22 protein-coding genes and 1 other annotated feature are annotated in these 20,233 nt (G+C 52.9%); all 22 genes read left to right on the top strand.

Translation table 11 applies throughout. The annotated features are described in order from the left end of the window. Positions 1-6: 6 nt before the first annotated feature. The 22 genes from ACG1VR_RS13770 to selO all read left to right on the top strand — a co-directional run bounded on the left by ACG1VR_RS13770 (position 7) and on the right by selO (position 20,233). Complete coding sequence (locus ACG1VR_RS13770; protein ID WP_016536027.1) at positions 7-825, top strand: ABC transporter permease; 819 nt, start codon at positions 7-9, stop codon at positions 823-825. Then, positions 822-1,535, top strand: coding sequence for an ABC transporter ATP-binding protein (locus ACG1VR_RS13765; RefSeq protein WP_395489072.1), 714 nt, complete (start codon positions 822-824; stop codon positions 1,533-1,535). Before ACG1VR_RS13770 ends, ACG1VR_RS13765 begins: the two co-directional genes overlap by 4 nt. A 16-nt stretch (positions 1,536-1,551) precedes the next feature. After that, positions 1,552-2,184 carry a hypothetical protein gene (locus ACG1VR_RS13760; protein WP_395489071.1) on the top strand — a complete coding sequence of 211 codons (633 nt, stop codon included), beginning with the start codon at positions 1,552-1,554 and terminating at the stop codon, positions 2,182-2,184. After that, entirely contained in the window at positions 2,181-2,813 is a 633-nt protein-coding gene (locus ACG1VR_RS13755; RefSeq protein WP_395489070.1) for an HAD family hydrolase, read from the top strand. The genes ACG1VR_RS13760 and ACG1VR_RS13755 overlap by 4 nt, the downstream gene beginning before the upstream one ends. Further along, positions 2,810-3,286 (top strand): hypothetical protein, encoded by a 477-nt coding sequence (locus ACG1VR_RS13750; protein WP_395489069.1) that lies wholly within the window; start codon positions 2,810-2,812, stop codon positions 3,284-3,286. Before ACG1VR_RS13755 ends, ACG1VR_RS13750 begins: the two co-directional genes overlap by 4 nt. Further along, positions 3,279-3,995, top strand: coding sequence for a helix-turn-helix transcriptional regulator (locus ACG1VR_RS13745; protein ID WP_395489068.1), 717 nt, complete (start codon positions 3,279-3,281; stop codon positions 3,993-3,995). Before ACG1VR_RS13750 ends, ACG1VR_RS13745 begins: the two co-directional genes overlap by 8 nt. Positions 3,996-4,131: 136 nt before the next feature. After that, positions 4,132-5,757 carry an SgrR family transcriptional regulator gene (locus ACG1VR_RS13740; protein ID WP_395489067.1) on the top strand — a complete coding sequence of 542 codons (1,626 nt, stop codon included), beginning with the start codon at positions 4,132-4,134 and terminating at the stop codon, positions 5,755-5,757. 853 nt (positions 5,758-6,610) lie between these two features. Beyond that, positions 6,611-8,539: a threonine--tRNA ligase gene (gene thrS / locus ACG1VR_RS13735; RefSeq protein WP_039898108.1), complete on the top strand. Its 1,929-nt coding sequence runs from the start codon at positions 6,611-6,613 to the stop codon at positions 8,537-8,539. A 3-nt stretch (positions 8,540-8,542) separates the two neighbouring features. Further along, positions 8,543-9,085 carry a translation initiation factor IF-3 gene (gene infC, locus ACG1VR_RS13730; protein ID WP_071704088.1) on the top strand — a complete coding sequence of 181 codons (543 nt, stop codon included), beginning with the start codon at positions 8,543-8,545 and terminating at the stop codon, positions 9,083-9,085. A gap of 92 nt (positions 9,086-9,177) precedes the next feature. Continuing rightward, positions 9,178-9,375: a 50S ribosomal protein L35 gene (gene rpmI / locus ACG1VR_RS13725; protein ID WP_006118955.1), complete on the top strand. Its 198-nt coding sequence runs from the start codon at positions 9,178-9,180 to the stop codon at positions 9,373-9,375. Between the two features lie 46 nt (positions 9,376-9,421). Next, complete coding sequence (gene rplT, locus ACG1VR_RS13720; RefSeq protein WP_000124850.1) at positions 9,422-9,778, top strand: 50S ribosomal protein L20; 357 nt, start codon at positions 9,422-9,424, stop codon at positions 9,776-9,778. A 118-nt stretch (positions 9,779-9,896) separates the two neighbouring features. Continuing rightward, positions 9,897-10,020 (top strand) — a sequence feature (Phe leader region). Then, positions 9,902-9,946, top strand: coding sequence for a pheST operon leader peptide PheM (pheM, locus tag ACG1VR_RS13715; RefSeq protein ID WP_106120997.1), 45 nt, complete (start codon positions 9,902-9,904; stop codon positions 9,944-9,946). It overlaps the preceding feature by 45 nt. A 60-nt stretch (positions 10,021-10,080) precedes the next feature. Continuing rightward, a complete protein-coding gene (pheS, locus tag ACG1VR_RS13710; protein ID WP_016536038.1) occupies positions 10,081-11,064 on the top strand; it encodes a phenylalanine--tRNA ligase subunit alpha in 984 nt (327 codons plus the stop codon). A 14-nt stretch (positions 11,065-11,078) separates the two neighbouring features. Continuing rightward, entirely contained in the window at positions 11,079-13,466 is a 2,388-nt protein-coding gene (gene pheT, locus ACG1VR_RS13705; RefSeq protein WP_395489066.1) for a phenylalanine--tRNA ligase subunit beta, read from the top strand. A 4-nt stretch (positions 13,467-13,470) separates the two neighbouring features. Then, positions 13,471-13,770 (top strand): integration host factor subunit alpha, encoded by a 300-nt coding sequence (ihfA, locus tag ACG1VR_RS13700; protein WP_001229265.1) that lies wholly within the window; start codon positions 13,471-13,473, stop codon positions 13,768-13,770. A 110-nt stretch (positions 13,771-13,880) separates the two neighbouring features. After that, the gene (btuC, locus tag ACG1VR_RS13695; RefSeq protein WP_172570208.1) at positions 13,881-14,861 is read left to right on the top strand and encodes a vitamin B12 ABC transporter permease BtuC; all 981 of its coding nucleotides are present in this window, start codon (positions 13,881-13,883) and stop codon (positions 14,859-14,861) included. Between the two features lie 26 nt (positions 14,862-14,887). Beyond that, complete coding sequence (locus ACG1VR_RS13690; RefSeq protein WP_395489065.1) at positions 14,888-15,439, top strand: glutathione peroxidase; 552 nt, start codon at positions 14,888-14,890, stop codon at positions 15,437-15,439. A gap of 10 nt (positions 15,440-15,449) precedes the next feature. Beyond that, positions 15,450-16,187, top strand: a complete 738-nt coding sequence (btuD, locus tag ACG1VR_RS13685) for a vitamin B12 ABC transporter ATP-binding protein BtuD (protein WP_395491111.1) — start codon at positions 15,450-15,452, stop codon at positions 16,185-16,187. Positions 16,188-16,264: 77 nt separating this feature from the next. Then, positions 16,265-16,726 carry a C40 family peptidase gene (locus ACG1VR_RS13680; RefSeq protein ID WP_172570206.1) on the top strand — a complete coding sequence of 154 codons (462 nt, stop codon included), beginning with the start codon at positions 16,265-16,267 and terminating at the stop codon, positions 16,724-16,726. A gap of 123 nt (positions 16,727-16,849) precedes the next feature. Further along, positions 16,850-17,824: a LacI family DNA-binding transcriptional regulator gene (locus ACG1VR_RS13675; RefSeq protein WP_395489064.1), complete on the top strand. Its 975-nt coding sequence runs from the start codon at positions 16,850-16,852 to the stop codon at positions 17,822-17,824. 167 nt (positions 17,825-17,991) lie between these two features. Further along, complete coding sequence (locus ACG1VR_RS13670) at positions 17,992-18,723, top strand: EAL domain-containing protein (RefSeq protein ID WP_395489063.1); 732 nt, start codon at positions 17,992-17,994, stop codon at positions 18,721-18,723. Between the two features lie 64 nt (positions 18,724-18,787). Further along, positions 18,788-20,233 carry a protein adenylyltransferase SelO gene (gene selO, locus ACG1VR_RS13665; protein WP_395489062.1) on the top strand — a complete coding sequence of 482 codons (1,446 nt, stop codon included), beginning with the start codon at positions 18,788-18,790 and terminating at the stop codon, positions 20,231-20,233.

The following is a 20,233-nucleotide window of genomic DNA, read 5'->3' as shown; positions in this document are numbered from 1 at the left end:
CGGGAAATGAAAGGTTTTATCTCCCACGCCCGCAGCACTAGTTCGCTGGCTGAACTATGGCAGTCCAGGCATTTGATAAGCCAGCTTGTGCTGCGTGATTTTTCGGTGCGCTACCGCCAGACCTGGCTTGGATGGCTGTGGGCGCTACTCAATCCGCTGCTGCAACTCGGAATGTACTACGGCGTATTCGGCATCATCGTACGCTTCAATCCGCCGGAATATAACGTGCCCTATGCCTGGGTGCTGCTGAGCGGACTTGCTCTGTGGATGCTGTTTGCCAATACGGCTAACGCCGTCGGTGAGGTGTTGCTTAATAACCTTGAGTTAGTAAAGAAAATCTATTTCCCGCGCATTGGTCTGACGCTTGCGGGAATGGGCATTAGCGTGATTGATTTTCTGCTACTGCTGTTCTGGGTATGCGTGTTATTGCCGCTCTGTGGTGTGCGTTTCCCGGTAGTGCATCTTCCTCTTTTGCTGTTGTGCGGCGTCATGGTCGCGCTGCTAGGGTGGGGGCTGGGTTGCCTGATGGCGCTAGCCCAGCTACGTTTTCGTGATTTTCGCCATATTATTCCGTTGATGATCCAGGGGCTCTTTTACCTGACTCCTGTAGTCTGGACTCCGGGTCTATTGCCTAAAAATTTATATCATCTGATGGCATTAAATCCGTTATATGGCCTGGTCGGACTGTTTCGTTTTGCCTTATTAGGTGGTCAGCCTCCTTCTGCCTTTTCTATTTCTATCAGCGTGGGATTGACACTATTTGTTGCCGTAGTGGGCTATGGCTGTTTTATTCGTTATGAATCACAGGTAATGGACAGGGAATGATTACATTCGAGAAGGTTACGAAAAATTATTCCGCGAGTTACGTCCAGGGTAATAGCCTGCGTACGGCATTCAGTTTTCGCCGCGCTGCGCCAATTCCGGCGTTCACGGCAATTAATGATGTCAGCTTTACCATTAAAGCGGGAGAGTCCGTTGGCGTGTTAGGCCGTAACGGCGCGGGCAAGTCTACGTTACTCAAACTATTGACCCGGGTGACTCGTCCGAGCGCTGGTTGCATTAATGTTGGCGGGAGTATGTCTTCCTTGCTTGAAGTGGGAGCCGGTTTCCATCACGACCTGAGCGGGAGAGAGAATATCTTTCTGGCAGGCAGCATATTAGGTATGTCCCGCAAGGCAATTCATCAGCATCTTGATGAAATAATAGCCTTTTCAGAGCTGGAGTCGTTTCTTGATCAGCCGGTACGCACCTATTCGTCGGGGATGTTTTTGCGTCTTGCCTTTTCCGTGGGCATTCATCTGGATAGCGATATCCTGGCTATTGATGAGGCGCTGGCGGTCGGGGACAAAAGCTTCCGCGAGAAATGTTTTGGCAAAATCAACGAGTTTAAAGCCCGGGGAGGCACCCTGGTGCTGGTTAGCCATGATGAGAACCAGCTGCGCAAAACGTGTGAACGCGGAATTCTGCTTGAGCACGGAACCTTACTATTTGACGGTGACATAAACACCGCCCTCGAACATTACAATTTAATTTAATGGGCAAGGAGTCTATATGCAGATTTTAGCACATCGTGGTGCCTGGTCGTCCCGTGATGAACAAAATACCGCTCCGATATTATATAAAGCATTAACCAGCGGTTGGGGAATAGAAACTGATATTCGTGACCTCAATGGTGAGTTAGTAGTAAGTCATGATACGCCACGTGATGGAGTATTAACCGTGGCGCAATTTCTTGATGATTATATTGCATCAAAATCTGGCGCTATGCTGGCTCTAAATATTAAATCAGATGGCTTAACTGCCCGCTTAAAAAAACTGCTAAACGAGCGGAATATCAGCCAATATTTTTGCTTCGATATGTCCGTGCCCGACACGATGCCTTACCTGGCTGCCGGGATGAATGTTGCCGCTCGCCTCAGCGAGTATGAACCTGAGGGGCCGTTAAGCGAAAAGTCTCAGGTGCTGTGGGTGGATGGTTTTTATGGTCTGGAAATCAGTATCGCCCAACTGGAAAAATGGTTGTGTGCGGGCAAGCAAGTGTGCCTGGTTTCGCCTGAGTTACATGGGCGAGACCACGCTGCCCTTTGGGCACAACTGGCAGCAATGCCGCTTTCGTTACGTAAAGATCCTCATTTAATGCTGTGCACCGACAGCCCACTCAAAGCGCAGGAGTTGCTGGGATGAGCCGTATTCGCGGAGTTATTTTTGATATGGATGGGGTGCTGATTGACGCGAAAGAGTGGCATTACGACGCGCTGAATCAGGCTCTCGCTTTGTTTGGATTAACGATTACCCGAGCTGAACATGAGGGTGAATTTGACGGCCTGCCGACCAGGGAAAAACTTGACCGCTTAACGGCGCGTTATGGTTTGCCTGCCTCGCTGCATGCTTTCATCAATGAGATGAAGCAGATTTACACTTTACAGCTTATCAACCAAAACTGCTGGCCGGTGTACGAACACCAGCTCGCGTTATCCCGTCTTAAGCAGCACGGCTACAGGCTGGCCGTTGCTTCAAATTCTGTACGCGGCAGCATCGATAACATGCTGTCACGGGCAAAACTGCTTGATTATCTACAGTTTACCCTTTCAAACGAGGATGTTAGCCGGGGTAAACCGGATCCGGAAATTTATCTAAAAGCGCAGCTTTGTCTGGGCCTTAAACCGCAGGAATGCGTGATTGTTGAAGATAATCCGCACGGCATTGCGGCCGCAAGAGCGTCCGGCGCGCACGTAATGGAAGTTGCAGGGCCCTCAGAGGTGACCTGGAACCGACTCCGGAATTTTATCGCGAAGTGTGAGGAAGCAGCATGAAACCTTTATTGCTAATCATGACCTCTATGCCGCCGAAAGGGCAATGGCCTGAGTGGAATACGGTGTGGTGTGCTCCTTCACTGCTTCAGCGTGCAGAGTCGGATGCGGATCAGGTCATTATTTTGCCCGGGACAAAAATTCCGCCGCTCTGCCAGGGGCTGCTGGTGGGAGAGGGTTGGCCTCTGGCGGTACCCGTGGCGCTGATAACTGAGCAAAAGGCGTCTCTTCCTTTGCCCGACGCGGACTGTGCCAGAGCCGATCTCAGCGCCCCGGATGCTGGAATGCTTTATTTCCCGCGCCGTGAGCAGTTTGTCACCTGTGCTCAAAATGCTATTCGCACGCATAACCCGTTGCAAGGGCCCGTAACGCTGCAAGATTGTTGGCATCAGGCTTCCATTATGGGGATGCTTTCACCGGAGGATGAACGCGGACTGACGCGTGATGTATTGGATGTAGAGGCCGGATATGTGTGAGCATAAAGGCAGTATTCTGTCACCGGCTGGGCAGGCCAATGTGGTGATATGGGGTGAATATGCGGCTGCAACTGGTATCCGCTTTATCCTTGAGGAGCTTTATCCGGATGAAACGATTGCTTATGTGTCATCACCGGACGAAATAAAAGATGAAATTGGCCTCAATACCCGCCTGCTTATTGGGGTAGGGCAAAGTCTGCTGCACGGACTTCATGCCATACTGGATGCCGCCATGAAGTATCCGAAAGTCACTCAGTTGTTGATAACCGCTGCGCAGGGGCAGTTGCTTACACTGCTGGCACCAGGGATACCTGTATTACAGATAAAAAGTCCTATTCATGAAGTGGTTGCATTTCTGAAAAAACGACCGTCGGGGCGAAATTCGTCGCCTATTAATGAGGGTTTTCTAAGGTTAACCCAGCGCCAGCAGGAAGTTTTTTATCTCCTGATTTATGGAAAAGATACCGCGACTATCGGGCGCTATTTAGGAATGTCGGTAAAAGTAGTCAGTAATACTAAAATGATGATAATGAAGAAGATGAACATTGAACATCGCGGGGAGATGCTCATCTTATGCTCTATGCTATCGAGATTGCCTCAGCAACAATGGCGTCAGCTTGTTAAATATCGTGTCTCTCCGTTGAGCATATACAAAACAACGATAAAGCATTTCAATAATCATTCTCTGTACTCCGAAATGTCAGCTTAGATTGACCTTTTTCTACCTTTTCATACTTTAAAAGAGCCTTTGGGGGGGGGGGCTATGGCATCCACGTACTGTCAGAAAACATTACTAAAAAAGACCAGGGTAAACTCTGGTGAGATGTTAATGGAGTTGATGTTTCATGGAAAAAGATAATAAAAGAGAGACTCACTCTCTGCAGGAAGATCGTCTAAAACGTCAGTATAAGCGTCTGTTATGGCGCTGGCAGACGCAGGCGGTGGAAGTGAGTCTCCCTGAGGTTGCAGCGGTGCTGGTCTGTACTCCACGGTATGCCCGCGTATTACTCCACGCCATGATTGAGCGAAAATGGCTAACCTGGGCATCACGTCCGGGCAGGGGAGCAAAAGGGCGACTCCACTGCCGGGTAAATGAATGGGGGCTTGACTCCGCACAACAGGATGAGCGAACGGAATCATTCGTTACGCACCACAGCCTCGTTAGTGCTAACGGGCGCGGTACTCGGGTGGTAATACCTTTCTATCGTCCTGTGGAAAAAATTACCCCTTCCGACCACACTGGGAGAGTGGAGCGTCATTTAATTATGATGGTTCATGCGGGGCTGACCAGGCTTAACGAGCATGGCATCCCGGAGCCAGACCTTGCGCATACCGTTGAAAGCAGGAATAACCATACGGTATGGATTTTCCATCTGCGATCGGGGCTTATTTGGCACAATGGCGAACGAGTCCAGGCGGAGCAGCTTCTCCAGTCTCTGAAACATCACCTTGTAAGGCCTGCTTTCCAGCATGTGATTTCAGCCGCCCTGGCAGGAGAAGATGCCATCGTACTCACATTGGCTCGTTCCGATGCTTTACTTGCGCATCGCCTTGCAAATACGGTTCATGCTTTATCACATCCCTGCGGGGCTGAAATTGGCCTTGGCGCATTTGCGGTCAGGCATCATGATGATGAGCATATTATTCTTAATCGCTTTATGGAGTATCACGGCCTGCGCCCGTTGGTTCAGGAAGTTGAATACAGAATCATGGCCCGTTTACCTAAACATAAGTGGACGACGGTAACGGTGACTCAACCTGAAGATAGCGTGGAGGCGGCCGACCAGATCCATGTTTCGAGCGATTCCTCCGGGTTTGTCTTCCTTGCGTTTAATGAACGCAAAGGAGGGTTAAGCAAAGCCCAGCAGGATCTTATCCGGGGGCTGGCTCGAATAGCCGTTAGTGCGCTGGATGGAGTGGAGGGGATGCAGGCCGTGGACAGTGAGTTCGCCTGCACAGCGCCGCGCCAGGCGATGGAACCCGATGTGAAGCTTCCTGCCACGTTAACTCTGGTCTATTTCTGGGCTCCGGAAACAGAACAGCTTATGAAACAACTGGTCCGCCAGCTATCCTATTGGCAGTGTCGCCTGGTTCTGCAGCCGGTGGATGCTAATCACTGGTTCTTAACCTCGGGATGGGAGGACTGGGATATTGGCGTCTCAGATCTTCGCTTCGGTAAGTCGAAGTGGTTCTCGCCGGAAGAGCGTTTTTGTCACTCTTTAATGATGCAGAGGTTTATGCCGGAACCAACCCTGCAACGTCTAATGAGAATACAAGAAAGGATGGGTAAGGATGCTGAACGCTATCCGGAACGCTCACATAAATTGATGCGGTTTTTGATTGATAAGTCTTTCCTGTTCCCTTTGTTTAGTTTTAGTTTCCAGGTTAAGTCAACGCCCCAGATCCGCGGTGTGGAAGTGACTTCGCAGGGCTGGCCAGATCTGACTCGATTGTGGGTTCAGGGGAAGTGAAAATAGTATGGAATGATACACATTACGATTAGTTGCTAGTGCAGTGTTTTATTGTGGTCAATTAAATAAAGGGTGCAAATGGCGCCCCTTATTTATGGTTCTGGTGAATTACATAAAGCTAATAGCGAATGACAAAAATATCGTTGATGATTGCGATAATTTATTTTTGTTTGTTCCATGTGTTTAGATAAAATGCAGGCATGGCTTCAGACTTAAAGTCTTCATCGGGGAGATAATAAATAAAAAGCTGTCGTTCGGACGCGATATGATAGTTGCTAAATGTGAAGTAATACCTGATTGGGAATTCTGTACTTTTCCATCTTCAATTGAAATGGTCCCAAAAGAGGATGGAAACTATAATGCCAGCCTCGGTAAGGAGCTTGAATACAGCATGAGCCAGAGGTTCCGATACCAACGTACCACTCGCAGTTTTTAATTATTTCTTATAAATTTCATACGCTACCACTTGATATTTTCTTAATTCATGGCTGCTGTTACTAATAGATTACGTTATCTGGACTTGTCATTGTTTGCTATTAAGCCAAAGAATTTATTGAGCGGAACGGGTCTCTTTCCTCTGTGCCGTACACGAATAAAGTGAGAAGGATGCTTGCGATGAGATGCCATCTGTACGTCAGCATTTTTTCTTGCTTTATAACAACATCAATGACGTGTACTATTGTGCTGCGTAGTTAGAGAGCAGGAGAGGGTACTTCGGGGACAATGTTCTTCCGGACGTACACAGTTTGCAGAGTGAAGCATTCAACTCACCTCAACTCTCTGATTAATCTAAACTTCAATAGAACTGTATGTGATCTTTCGTGTGGGTCACCACTGCAGATAAGGACATAACATGCCTGTTATTACTCTTCCTGATGGCAGCCAACGCCATTACGACAAACCCGTTAGCCCGATGGATGTTGCGCTGGATATTGGTCCAGGCCTCGCAAAAGCGTGTATTGCCGGTCGCGTAGACGGTGAACTGGTAGACGCCTCCGATATTATCGACCACGATGCGAAGCTCGCCATCATCACGGCAAAAGACGAAGCCGGTCTGGAAATTCTGCGCCACTCTTGTGCTCACCTGCTGGGTCATGCCATCAAGCAGCTGTGGCCGCACACCAAAATGGCGATTGGCCCGGTTATCGACAACGGTTTCTACTACGACGTTGACCTTGACCACACCCTGACGCAGGAAGATCTTGAGCTGCTCGAAAAGCGTATGCATGAGCTGGCCGAGAAAGATTATGACGTCATTAAGAAGAAGGTGAGCTGGCAGGAAGCGCGTGAGACTTTTGTCAACCGCGGTGAAAACTACAAAGTTGCCATTCTTGATGAAAATATCAGCCATGATGACAAACCCGGTTTGTATCATCATGAAGAATACGTGGATATGTGCCGCGGCCCACACGTACCGAACATGCGTTTCTGCCATCACTTCAAGCTGCAGAAAACCTCCGGTGCTTACTGGCGTGGCGACAGCAACAATAAGATGTTGCAGCGTATCTACGGCACCGCCTGGGCGGATAAAAAGCAGCTGAATGCTTATCTGCAACGCCTGGAAGAAGCGTCCAAACGCGACCACCGTAAAATCGGCAAGCAGCTTGACCTGTACCATATGCAGGAAGAAGCGCCGGGTATGGTGTTCTGGCACAATGACGGCTGGACTATCTTCCGTGAACTGGAAGTATTTGTTCGCTCCAAGCTGAAAGAGTACCAGTACCAGGAAGTGAAAGGCCCGTTCATGATGGACCGTGTGCTGTGGGAAAAAACCGGCCACTGGGACAACTACAAAGATGCGATGTTTACCACGTCTTCCGAGAACCGTGAATACTGCATCAAACCGATGAACTGCCCGGGTCACGTGCAGATTTTCAACCAGGGCCTGAAGTCTTACCGCGACCTGCCGCTGCGCATGGCCGAATTCGGTAGCTGCCACCGCAACGAGCCTTCGGGCGCGCTGCACGGCCTGATGCGCGTGCGCGGATTTACTCAGGACGATGCCCACGTCTTCTGTACTGAAGAACAGGTTCGTGACGAAGTAAACAGCTGCATCCGTATGGTGTACGACATGTACAGCACCTTCGGTTTTGAAAAAATCGTCGTCAAGCTGTCTACCCGTCCGGAAAAACGCATCGGCAGCGACGAAATGTGGGATCGCGCGGAAGCGGATCTGGCCGTTGCGCTGCAGGAAAACAATATCCCGTTTGACTATCAGCCGGGTGAGGGTGCATTCTACGGCCCTAAAATTGAATTTACCCTGTACGACTGCCTTGATCGTGCCTGGCAGTGTGGTACCGTGCAGCTTGACTTCTCCCTCCCAACTCGCTTGAACGCCTCTTATATCGGCGAAAATAACGAGCGTTTGGTGCCGGTAATGATTCACCGCGCCATTTTGGGCTCAATGGAACGCTTTATCGGTATTCTGACCGAAGAGTTCGCCGGGTTCTTCCCAACATGGCTGGCTCCGGTGCAGGCTGTGGTGATGAATATCACCGATGGCCAGGCCGATTACGTTAACGAATTGACTCGTAAACTCCAAAATGCGGGCATTCGCGTAAAAGCAGACTTGAGAAATGAGAAGATAGGCTTTAAAATCCGTGAACACACGTTACGTCGTGTCCCTTATATGTTGGTTTGTGGCGATAAAGAGGTCGAAGCAGGCAAAGTTGCCGTTCGTACCCGCCGCGGTAAAGACCTGGGGAGCATGGACGTCAACGAATTGATTGAAAAGCTGCAGCAAGAGATTCGCAGCCGCAATCTTCATCAACTGGAGGAATAAAGTATTAAAGGCGGAAAAAGAGTTCAACCGGCGCGTCCTAATCGCATTAACAGAGAGATTCGTGCCACTGAGGTTCGTCTGACCGGTATAGATGGCGAGCAGATTGGTATTGTCAGTCTGAATGAAGCTTTAGAAAAAGCCGAAGAGGCAGGGGTTGATTTAGTTGAAATCAGTCCAAATGCCGAACCGCCTGTTTGCCGCATCATGGACTACGGCAAGTTCCTCTACGAGAAAAGCAAATCTTCTAAGGAACAGAAGAAGAAGCAAAAAGTTATTCAGGTTAAGGAAATTAAATTCCGACCTGGCACCGATGATGGCGACTACCAGGTAAAACTCCGCAGCCTGGTTCGCTTTCTGGAAGAAGGAGATAAAGCCAAGATCACACTGCGTTTCCGCGGTCGTGAGATGGCTCACCAACAGATTGGTATGGAAGTGCTTAACCGCGTCCGTGACGATCTGAGTGAACTGGCAGTGGTCGAATCCTTCCCTACGAAGATCGAAGGCCGCCAGATGATCATGGTGCTTGCTCCTAAGAAGAAACAGTAAGGCCATCAAGTAACATGCCGCGGGGCTCCGGCCCTGCGGATTTTTGTTCGCCTACTGGTTCGTTTTATTAACAATGCGAAGTGGAAATTGAAATGCCAAAGATTAAAACAGTACGCGGCGCCGCTAAGCGCTTCAAAAAGACTGCTTCTGGCGGTTTTAAGCGTAAGCACGCTAACCTGCGTCACATTCTGACTAAGAAGTCTACTAAGCGTAAACGTCATCTGCGTCCGAAAGGCATGGTCTCCAAAGGGGATCTGGGCCTGGTAGTCGCGTGCCTGCCGTACGCATAAGTAAACTTTTTTTAATTAATTCAGAATATAGAAACAGGAGAGCTAAATGGCTCGCGTAAAACGTGGTGTAATCGCACGTGCTCGTCACAAAAAAATCCTCAAACAAGCTAAAGGCTACTATGGTGCGCGTTCTCGCGTATACCGCGTTGCCTTCCAGGCTGTTATCAAAGCTGGTCAGTACGCTTACCGCGACCGTCGTCAACGTAAACGTCAGTTCCGCCAGCTGTGGATTGCACGTATCAACGCTGCAGCTCGTCAGAACGGTATCTCTTACAGCAAATTCATCAACGGCCTGAAAAAAGCCTCTGTTGAAATCGACCGTAAGATCCTGGCTGACATCGCAGTATTCGACAAAGTGGCATTCACTGCCCTGGTCGAAAAAGCGAAAGCAGCTCTGGCTTAAGCCAGTTAAGAGAGGGAGCTTGCTCCCTCTTTTTATATACAAGATAATCAATTTATTGACTTTTAGCGCCCGGGCTCGTTCAATAGCCGAAGCGAAAACTGTCGAAATAAGGTAACTGCAAGCATGAATGCTGCTATTTTCCGCTTCTTTTTTTACTTTAGCGCCTGACTCAGGGGGCTTTGCGCGTAAGAAAAGAAACGAAAAACAGCGCCGAAAGCCTCCTGTCCGGAGGCTTTTTTTTTGCGTTTCGTTTTCGAATCAGACCAACCACCCCGGCAGTTTGCCGGCATAAGAGGAATACCATGCCACATCTCGCAGAGCTGGTTGCCAGTGCAAAAGCAGCCATAAACGATGCCCAGGATGTTGCCGCGTTAGATGTTGTACGCGTCGAATATTTAGGGAAGAAGGGCCACCTGACCCTCCAGATGACGACCCTGCGTGAACTGCCGCCGGAAGAACGTCCGGCAGCTGGCGCGGTCATCAACGAAGCTAAAGAGCAGGTTCAGGAAGCCCTGAACGCCCGCAAAGCCGCGCTGGAAAGCGCAGAGTTGAATAAACGCCTGGCCGCGGAAACCATCGATGTTTCTCTGCCTGGCCGCCGTATCGAAAATGGCGGTCTGCACCCGGTGACCCGTACTATCGACCGTATAGAAAGCTTCTTTGGCGAGCTGGGCTTTACCGTGGCGACCGGTCCGGAAATCGAAGATGACTACCACAACTTCGACGCGCTGAATATTCCCGGGCACCACCCGGCTCGTGCTGACCACGATACCTTCTGGTTCGATGCGACTCGCCTGCTGCGTACCCAGACGTCCGGCGTGCAGATCCGCACCATGAAAGACAAGCAGCCGCCAATCCGTATTATTGCGCCGGGCCGCGTCTATCGTAACGACTACGATCAGACCCACACCCCGATGTTCCACCAGATGGAAGGCCTGATTGTTGATACCAATATCAACTTCACCAACCTGAAGGGCACGCTGCACGACTTCCTGAATAACTTCTTCGAAGAAGACCTGCAAATTCGCTTCCGCCCGTCCTACTTCCCGTTCACCGAGCCGTCCGCAGAAGTGGACGTAATGGGTAAAAACGGCAAGTGGCTGGAAGTGCTGGGCTGCGGCATGGTGCACCCGAACGTACTGCGCAACGTCGGCATCGATCCGGAAGTTTACTCCGGCTTTGCCTTCGGTATGGGCATGGAGCGTCTGACCATGCTGCGCTACGGCGTGACCGACCTGCGCGCATTCTTCGAAAATGATTTACGTTTCCTCAAACAGTTCAAATAAGGGCGGGATATCCAATGAAATTCAGTGAACTCTGGTTACGCGAATGGGTAAATCCAGCCAACAGCAGTGACGAGTTATCCGGCCAGATAACCATGGCTGGTCTGGAAGTAGACGGCGTTGATGCCGTTGCGGGCGCATTCCACGGCGTAGTGGTGGGTGAAGTGGTTGAGTGCGGCCAGCACCCTAACGCCGACAAGCTGCGCGTGACAAAAGTCAACGTAGGCGGCGATCGCCTGCTTGATATCGTCTGCGGCGCATCAAACTGTCGTCAGGGCCTGAAAGTGGCCGTAGCGACCGTTGGCGCGGTACTGCCGGGCGATTTCAAAATTAAAGCGGCTAAGCTGCGTGGTGAGCCTTCTGAAGGCATGCTGTGCTCCTTCTCCGAGCTGGGTATTTCCGGCGACCACGACGGCATCATCGAGCTGCCTGCGGATGCACCTGTCGGCACCGACATCCGCGAATTCCTGAAGCTTGACGATAACACCATCGAAATTAGCGTAACGCCAAACCGCGCGGACTGCCTGGGCATTATCGGCGTGGCTCGCGACGTTGCCGTGCTGAACAAGTTGCCTCTGGTTGAGCCAGAAATGGCCGCCGTAGCGGCTACCGTCAACGACACGCTGCCGATTCGCGTAGACGCCGCAGAAGCCTGCCCTCGCTACCTGGGCCGCGTTGTTAAAGGTATCAACGTTAAGGCGCCAACCCCGCTGTGGATGCAAGAGAAACTGCGCCGCTGCGGTATTCGCTCCATTGATGCCGTGGTTGACGTAACCAACTACGTGCTGATGGAACTTGGCCAGCCGATGCACGCCTTCGATCTGAACCGCATTGAAGGCGGGATCGTAGTGCGTATGGCGCAAGAGGGCGAAACCCTCGTACTGCTGGACGGCAGCGAAGCTAAACTGAACGCGGATACCCTGGTCATCGCGGACCATAACAAAGCGCTGGCAATGGGCGGCATCTTCGGCGGCGAGCACTCCGGCGTTAACGATGAAACCCAGAACGTCCTGCTGGAATGCGCCTTCTTCAGCCCGCTTTCCATTACCGGTCGCGCACGTCGTCACGGCCTGCACACCGACGCTTCTCACCGCTATGAGCGTGGCGTAGATCCGGCTCTGCAATACAAAGCGATGGAGCGCGCTACCCGCCTGCTGATTGATATTTGCGGCGGCGAAGCCGGCCCGGTTATCGACGTAACAAATGAAGCTCACCTGCCTAAGCGTGCAACCATTACTCTGCGCCGCAGCAAGCTGGATCGCCTGATTGGCCACCATATCGAAGATGCGCAGGTTAGCGACATTCTGCGCCGCCTGGGCTGCGAAGTGACCGAAGGCCAGGATCAATGGACTGCCGTTGCGCCAAGCTGGCGTTTCGACATGGAAATTGAAGAGGATCTGGTGGAAGAAGTTGCCCGTATCTACGGCTACAACAGCATTCCAAACAGCCCGGTACAGGCAGGCCTGGTGATGGGTACGCATCGTGAAGCGGACCTGTCCCTGAAGCGTGTGAAAACCATGCTGGTGGACAAAGGCTACCAGGAAGTCATCACCTATAGCTTCGTTGACCCGAAAATTCAGCAGCTTCTGCACCCGGGCGAAGAAAATCTGATTCTTCCTAATCCTATCTCCAGCGATATGTCCGCGATGCGTCTGTCTCTGCTGACCGGCCTGCTGACTACCGTGGTTTATAACCAGAACCGTCAGCAAAGCCGCGTGCGTATTTTCGAGTCCGGCCTGCGCTTTGTGCCTGATACTCAGGCGGACCTTGGCATTCGTCAGGATCTTATGCTGGGCGGCGCCATCTGTGGAAACCGCTATGAAGAGCACTGGGATCTGGCGCGTAACGGCGTTGACTTCTATGATCTGAAAGGCGATCTGGAGTCTGTTCTGGCCCTGACCGGCAAACTTTCGGACATCGAATTCAGAGCAGAAGCAAATCCGGCCTTGCATCCAGGGCAAAGTGCTGCCATTTATTTAGCAGGTGAATGCATTGGTTTCATTGGTGTTGTTCACCCGGAGCTGGAGCGTAAGCTTGACCTGAACGGCCGCACGCTGGTGTTCGAAGTGCTGTGGAACAGGCTCGCAGACCGCGTGGTGCCTGACGCTCAGGAGATTTCACGCTTCCCGGCAAACCGCCGTGATATCGCCGTTGTGGTGGCTGAAAACGTTCCCGCAGCAGATATTTTGGTCGAGTGTAAGAAAGTTGGCGCAAATCAGGTAGTTGGCGTAAACTTATTTGACGTGTACCGTGGCAAGGGCGTAGCCGAAGGCTACAAGAGCCTGGCCATAAGCCTTATCCTTCAGGATACGGGCCGTACACTCGAAGAAGAGGAGATTGCCGCTACCGTTGCAAAATGTGTAGAGGCATTAAAAGAGCGATTCCAGGCATCATTGAGGGATTGAACGTATGGCGCTTACAAAAGCTGAAATGTCAGAATATCTGTTTGATAAGCTTGGTCTTAGCAAACGAGATGCCAAAGAGCTGGTAGAGCTGTTTTTCGAAGAGATCCGTCGCGCTCTGGAAAACGGTGAGCAGGTTAAACTCTCGGGCTTTGGTAATTTTGACTTACGCGATAAAAACCAACGTCCCGGGCGCAACCCGAAGACCGGTGAAGATATTCCCATTACGGCGCGCCGTGTGGTGACCTTCCGACCTGGTCAGAAGCTAAAAAGTCGGGTTGAAAACGCGTCGCCAAAAGACGAGTAACCTGAGTTAACAAAAGGCCGCTAACGCGGCCTTTTTCTTTTCTTGTTCTCACCCATAAACTCCCCGTAAAATCAGGCGCATAAATGTGCCGGGCTGGAGCCTTTACGCTGATGCTGAGTTTTGTTACCAGGCAACGTCGATTCGAGCGGCGCTGGCTTTTTGCGCTGATCTTCGCGATGGCCGCGGTGGCGGCGCTGAGCCTGTGCGCCGGTGACGTCTGGTTTTCGCCGCTCTCCTGGTGGAGCGATGAGGCGCATCTATTCATCTGGCAAATAAGATTACCGAGAACGCTGGCGGTGCTGCTGGTCGGGGCGGCGCTGGCGGTATCCGGCACCGTTATGCAGGCGCTGTTTGAAAACCCGCTGGCTGAACCCGGTCTGCTGGGCGTGTCTAACGGCGCGGGCGTGGCGCTGGTCGGCGGGCTGCTGCTGGGGCAGGGGATATTGCCCGGCTGGGCGCTCGGCCTGTGCGCTATCTCCGGGGCGCTTGCCATCACTCTTATTCTGTTACGTTTTTCCCGTCGTCATCTCTCCACCAGTCGTCTATTACTTGCAGGGGTGGCGCTGGGTATTATCTGTAGCGCGCTGATGACCTGGGCGGTCTACTTCAGCTCCAGTCTCGACCTGCGCCAGTTAATGTACTGGATGATGGGCGGTTTTGGCGGCGTGGACTGGCAGCAGGCCTGGCTAATGGCGACGCTGCTGCCGGTGATTATCTGGCTATGCCGCCAGCATGCGCCGTTGAACCTGATGGCGCTTGGGGAAAACTCTGCCCGCCAGCTTGGCCTGCCGGTCTGGCTCTGGCGCAATATTATGGTGGTCGCGACAGGCTGGCTGGTGGGCGTGAGCGTTGCGCTTGCCGGGGCAATTGGCTTTGTTGGCTTGGTTATCCCGCATATGCTGCGCCTCAGCGGGCTGACGGACCATCGTGTTCTGCTGCCCGCCAGCGCATTAGCCGGTGCGGCGGTGTTAACCGGGGCGGACGTGGTGGCGCGGCTTGCATTAAACTCAGCCGAGCTGCCTATCGGCGTGGTCACCGCCACGCTGGGCGCACCGGTATTTATCTGGTTGTTATTGAAAGCCGGGCGTTAACCCGGCTCACTGATTAAGGGGATGCTATGCAAAGCAATGTTCTGAATACCGAAGTAACGACCATTGAAGGCGAAAACACCACGCTGGAAAACTGGCAGGGTAAGGTGCTGTTGATTGTTAACGTCGCGTCTAAATGCGGCCTGACGCCTCAGTACGAGCAGCTGGAAAACCTGCAGAAAGATTTCGAGGCACAGGGCTTTAGCGTGCTGGGCTTCCCGTGCAACCAGTTCCTTGGCCAGGAGCCGGGCAGCAGCGAAGAGATCAAAACTTTTTGCAGCACCACTTACGGCGTAACCTTCCCGCTGTTCAGCAAAATCGACGTTAACGGCGAGCACCGCCACCCGTTCTACCAGAAGCTGATCGACGCCTGCCCGGCGGCCATAGCGCCGGAAGGTAGCGGCTTCTACGAACGCATGAGCAGCAAAGGCCGCGGCCCGCTGTACCCTGACGATATCCTGTGGAACTTCGAGAAATTCCTCATCGGGCGTGACGGTAAAGTTATCCAGCGCTTCTCACCGGATATGACGCCGGAAGATCCGATTATTCTGGACGCTATCAAACAGGCGCTGGCGAAATAATTTGCCACTCCTGCAATTAAACGGAGTCACCGTCGCAGACCGGCTTGGGCCGATAACCGCGACGGTGGAGCCGGGCGAGCTTATCCACCTCGTGGGGCCTAACGGGGCGGGTAAGAGCACCTTGCTGGCGCGCATGGCCGGGCTGATCGAGGGGCAGGGCAGTATTCAGCTCAACGACCGGCCGCTTGAGGCCTGGCTCCCCGCCGCGCTTTCACGCCGTCGCGCCTGGCTTAGCCAGCAGCAACTTCCTCCTTTTGCCATGCCGGTCTGGCATTACCTGCAACTGCATCAGCCTTCGCCCGATGCGGAACAGGCAATGATGCGCCTGGCGGAGGCTTTGTGGCTGACGGATAAGTTAACGCGGCCGGTTAACCAGCTTTCGGGCGGCGAATGGCAGCGCGTGCGGCTTGCTGCGGTGCTGCTGCAAATCGACCCGGAGGCCAATCCTCTCGGGCAGCTTCTGCTGCTGGACGAGCCGATGAACAGCCTTGACGTTGCCCAGCAGGCGGCGCTTGACCGCGTGCTGCTGGCGTTTTGCGAAGCCGGTATTGCGGTTGTGATGAGCGGCCATGACCTGAACCACAGCCTGCGCCACGCCCATAAAGTGTGGCTGCTGCGCGAGGGTAAAATGGTGGCTCAGGGCGGCCGCGATTTGGTGCTGACGCCGCAAAATTTAGCCGCCGCCTACCAGATGCCGTTTCGCTTATTGCGCATTGAAGGGCACAGTATGCTGATAAGTCCGCTATAACATCGCGGAAAGCTTGCAATAATTTCGCATGGCAGGCTAAATTATCGGAAATTATAACGCCAGGAGATGTCTGAAAAATGCGTTTGTGGCTTATTGCAGTGGCATGCATAGTTTTGGTCGGGTGTAGCCATAATGCCCCTCATCCAAACGCCCGGCTTTCGGACTCCATCACCGTTATTGCTCAATTAAACGATCAGCTGCGTAGCTGGCACGGCACGCCGTACAGCTATGGCGGCATGAGCCGCCGCGGCGTTGACTGCTCGGGCTTCGTGTTGATGACCTTCCGCGACAGGTTTGAGCTGATGCTGCCGCGTATGACCAGCCAGCAGGCGGAAATCGGCACCCGAATCGATAAAGACGATCTGTTGCCGGGAGACTTGGTTTTCTTCAAAACCGGCTCGGGAGAAAGCGGCCTCCACGTTGGCATCTACGACACCGACAATACCTTTATCCACGCCTCTACCAGCCGCGGCGTAATGCGCTCCTCGCTGGATAACGTCTACTGGCGCAAAAAGTTCTGGCAGGCGCGCCGTATCTAGCTTCTTCCGTTAAACCTGGCTAAAAATCGTGACCGTTCCCGCAAATCTGCGGGCGGTGTCAACGCGCTTTCTAATATCAGGTAATATCGGCAAGCACTCTGTTTTCCCGCTAAGGATTGTTCAATGGTTACCCTCGAAGATGTTGCCGCCCACGCCGGTGTCTCTCGCGCCACCGTCTCTCGCGTGGTGAACGGCGATACTAAGGTTAAATCGCATACCCGGACTAAAGTCGAAGCCGCGATTGCCGAGCTGGGTTATTCCCCCAATCCTGCCGCGAGGGCGCTGGCCTCCAGCCAGAGCCACACCATCGGGCTGGTGACTACGTCTTACACCGGCGGCTTCTTTGGCTCGCTGATGGACACGGTGCAAAGCGAAGCCGAATCAAACGGTAAACAGCTGCTGGTGACCCAGGGGCGCGGCGTGGAAGAGAACGAACGCAATGCCATCCAGCGGCTCTACAATCTGCGCTGCGACGGGCTGGTTATTCACGTTCGTGCGATATCTGACGAAACCCTTGTGCAACTGGCCGAGCGCGGTAATAAATTTATCGTGCTCGACAGAGAGGTTCCGGCGCTTCGCGAGCGCTGCGTGGTCTTCGATCATCGCCTTGCCAGCCAGATGGCGACCCAATATCTGCTGGATGCCGGCCACCGGGCTATCGCCTGTGTTCACGGCCCGACTCAGCGAGCCTCGAGCCTGCTGCGTCGCCAGGGGTTTCTGGACGTGATGGAACGAGACGGCATTAAGCCGGTCGCGGTGGTGGAGGGCGAGTACGACATGCCAAGCGGCTACAAGCAGACGGCGGCGCTGCTGGATAAGTATAAAATCAGCGCCCTTTACTGCTGTAATGAAGAGATGGCCGTCGGCGCTATGTTAGCCATTACCGAACGCGGTTTACGCATCCCGCTGGATATATCCCTTATATGTTATGACAGTGGAGACCGAGCGGCATTTGTTCGCCCGGCGTTAACCAGCATCTATTTCCCCATCGGGGATATGGCGCGTTATGCAACGCGTAAATTATTAAATGAACAATGTGAGAATGAATCTTTTTTACCTTCGATCGTAGCCCGCGACTCGGTGCGTGATTTGCGTTAAAAACTGGCTATGTACGGATATCCAGGATAAGCTGCAAATAATTAAAAGATAAAGCTTAAACGTTTCAGGGATGAGTGTGAAATACACAGCGATAGCGGCTATCCGAATTTTCTCGGAGTGGCGCTGTATCTCTCTGCCGTCCAACCGGAAATCTACAGGGCTGGCAAATGATTGTTTCACTTGATATTGTTTATTGTTCTCACCTCTACTTTCGCCCGGCAATGAAGCCGGATGATAGCGTTATGGGCGTGGAAATAGTGGCAAACTTTGTCGGTGAGGATGCGCCGGTGCGTATTCCCGTTGAGCTTCTTACTCCCCATCTTAGCCCGCAGCAGCAGCTCTCCCTGTTTAGCGAAAAATTAGCGCTTATTGAAGAACATAAAAGTTTCTTTATCTCACAGCGCCTGATTGCCTGGGTTCATATTAATGAAATCATTGTTGACGCGCTAATTAATGACCAGAGTTTATTCCTCAGGTTAAAAGCGCTGCCGTTTATTGAATTAACCCTGAGCGAAAGTTTCCCCGACCTGAATAGCGGAACGGCTAATTTAAGGCTGGCGCAAATTGCGGGTGATTTTTCACTGGTGCTGGCTGACTTCGGTGCCGGAAACGCCACCACAAAACCTATTTTTGACGGCCTGTTCAGGCGCGTAATAATGGATCGTTTCTTTATTCAAAAACAGCTGCCGGGGCGCAGTTTTACGCCGTTTATGCTGGCCATCATCGGGCAAATTTCGCCTTTTTGTGAATCGCTGCTGGTGGACGGAATCAATACCAGCGCTGCCCGGCGCAAAGTACAGGGGCTTGGCTTTGCCGCGATGCAGGGCAAGCTCTGGCCGCTGGTGCCGCCCAATGAGTTAGTTTCTCTTTTACCTCCGCACGAGGGGCTGATGCACTAAAGCCCCTGCTGGCTGACCGTGTTTAAAAGTCATGACAGGGGCTACACTGTGGGCCGGAGGAACCATGACCAATACTTTAGCTTTTCTGAACAGCTGGCACGACGAGCTGCCGGGGTTCTACAGCGAATTAAAACCGACCCCGCTGAAAAATGCGCGGCTGCTTTATCACAGCCGGCCTCTGGCCGATGAACTCGGGCTGGATGCTTCGCTTTTTGATGCGCAGCACGCGGGCATCTGGAGCGGTGAAACACTGCTGCCGGGTATGCAGCCGCTGGCGCAGGTATATAGCGGCCATCAGTTTGGGGTCTGGGCAGGGCAACTGGGCGACGGGCGAGGCATTCTGCTGGGCGAGCAACAGCTTGCCGACGGGCGCAAAGTTGACTGGCATCTGAAAGGCGCAGGGCTTACCCCTTACTCGAGAATGGGCGATGGGCGGGCGGTGCTGCGCTCAACTATTCGCGAGTTTCTCGCCAGCGAAGCCATGCATGCGCTGGGTATTCCCACTACGCGGGCGCTGACCATTGTTACCAGCGAAACGCCGGTGCAGCGTGAAACGGTTGAGCAGGGCGCGATGCTGCTGCGGGTGTCAGAAAGCCACCTGCGTTTCGGTCATTTCGAACATTTTTACTATCGCCGGGAGCCGGAAAAGGTTCAACAACTTGCCGATTACGCCATTCTCCACCACTGGCCGCACCTGCTGGGGCTGAACGAGCGCTACGAATTGTGGTTTAGCGATGTGGTGGAACGCACCGCCTCGTTGATTGCGCACTGGCAAACCGTTGGCTTTGCGCACGGCGTAATGAACACCGATAACATGTCGATTCTCGGTCTGACCATGGACTACGGCCCGTATGGTTTCCTTGACGATTATCAGCCAGAATTTATCTGCAATCACTCTGACTACCAGGGGCGTTACGCCTTCGATAATCAGCCTGCGGTCGGCCTCTGGAATCTGCAACGCCTGGCCCAGACCCTGTCGCCCTTTATCCCGGCTGACAGGTTGAATACCATTCTGGACGGCTACCAGCCCGCGATAATGCGTGCCTTCGGCAAACAAATGCGGGCTAAGCTCGGGTTGTTCAGCGAGCAGCAGAACGATAACCAGATCCTCAGCGAACTGCTTGCTCTGATGAGCAAGGAGGGAAGCGATTACACCAGGACTTTCCGCCTGCTCGGCATGACGGAGCAGCAGAGCGCGGCTTCACCGCTGCGGGACGAGTTTATCGACAGGGCGAGTTTTGATGCCTGGTTTGCTCGCTATCGTGAAAGATTGCAGGCTGAGCAGATAAGCGACGCGGAGCGCCAGAGGAAAATGCAGGCGACAAACCCGGCGCTGGTGCTAAGAAACTGGCTGGCGCAGCGGGCAATTGCCGCTGCGGAGCAGGGGGATACAGGCGAACTGGAGAAGCTACATCAGGCGCTGCTTCAGCCGTTTACCGACCGCCAGGACGATATCACACGGCGTCCGCCTGACTGGGGAAAACGGCTGGAAGTCAGCTGTTCGAGCTAG

Source organism: Cedecea davisae, assembly GCF_044095835.1.
Taxonomy (GTDB): Bacteria; Pseudomonadota; Gammaproteobacteria; order Enterobacterales; family Enterobacteriaceae; genus Cedecea; species Cedecea davisae.
Note: the sequence above shows the minus strand (reverse complement) of the source record. Positions and strands in the feature narration are given on the sequence as shown.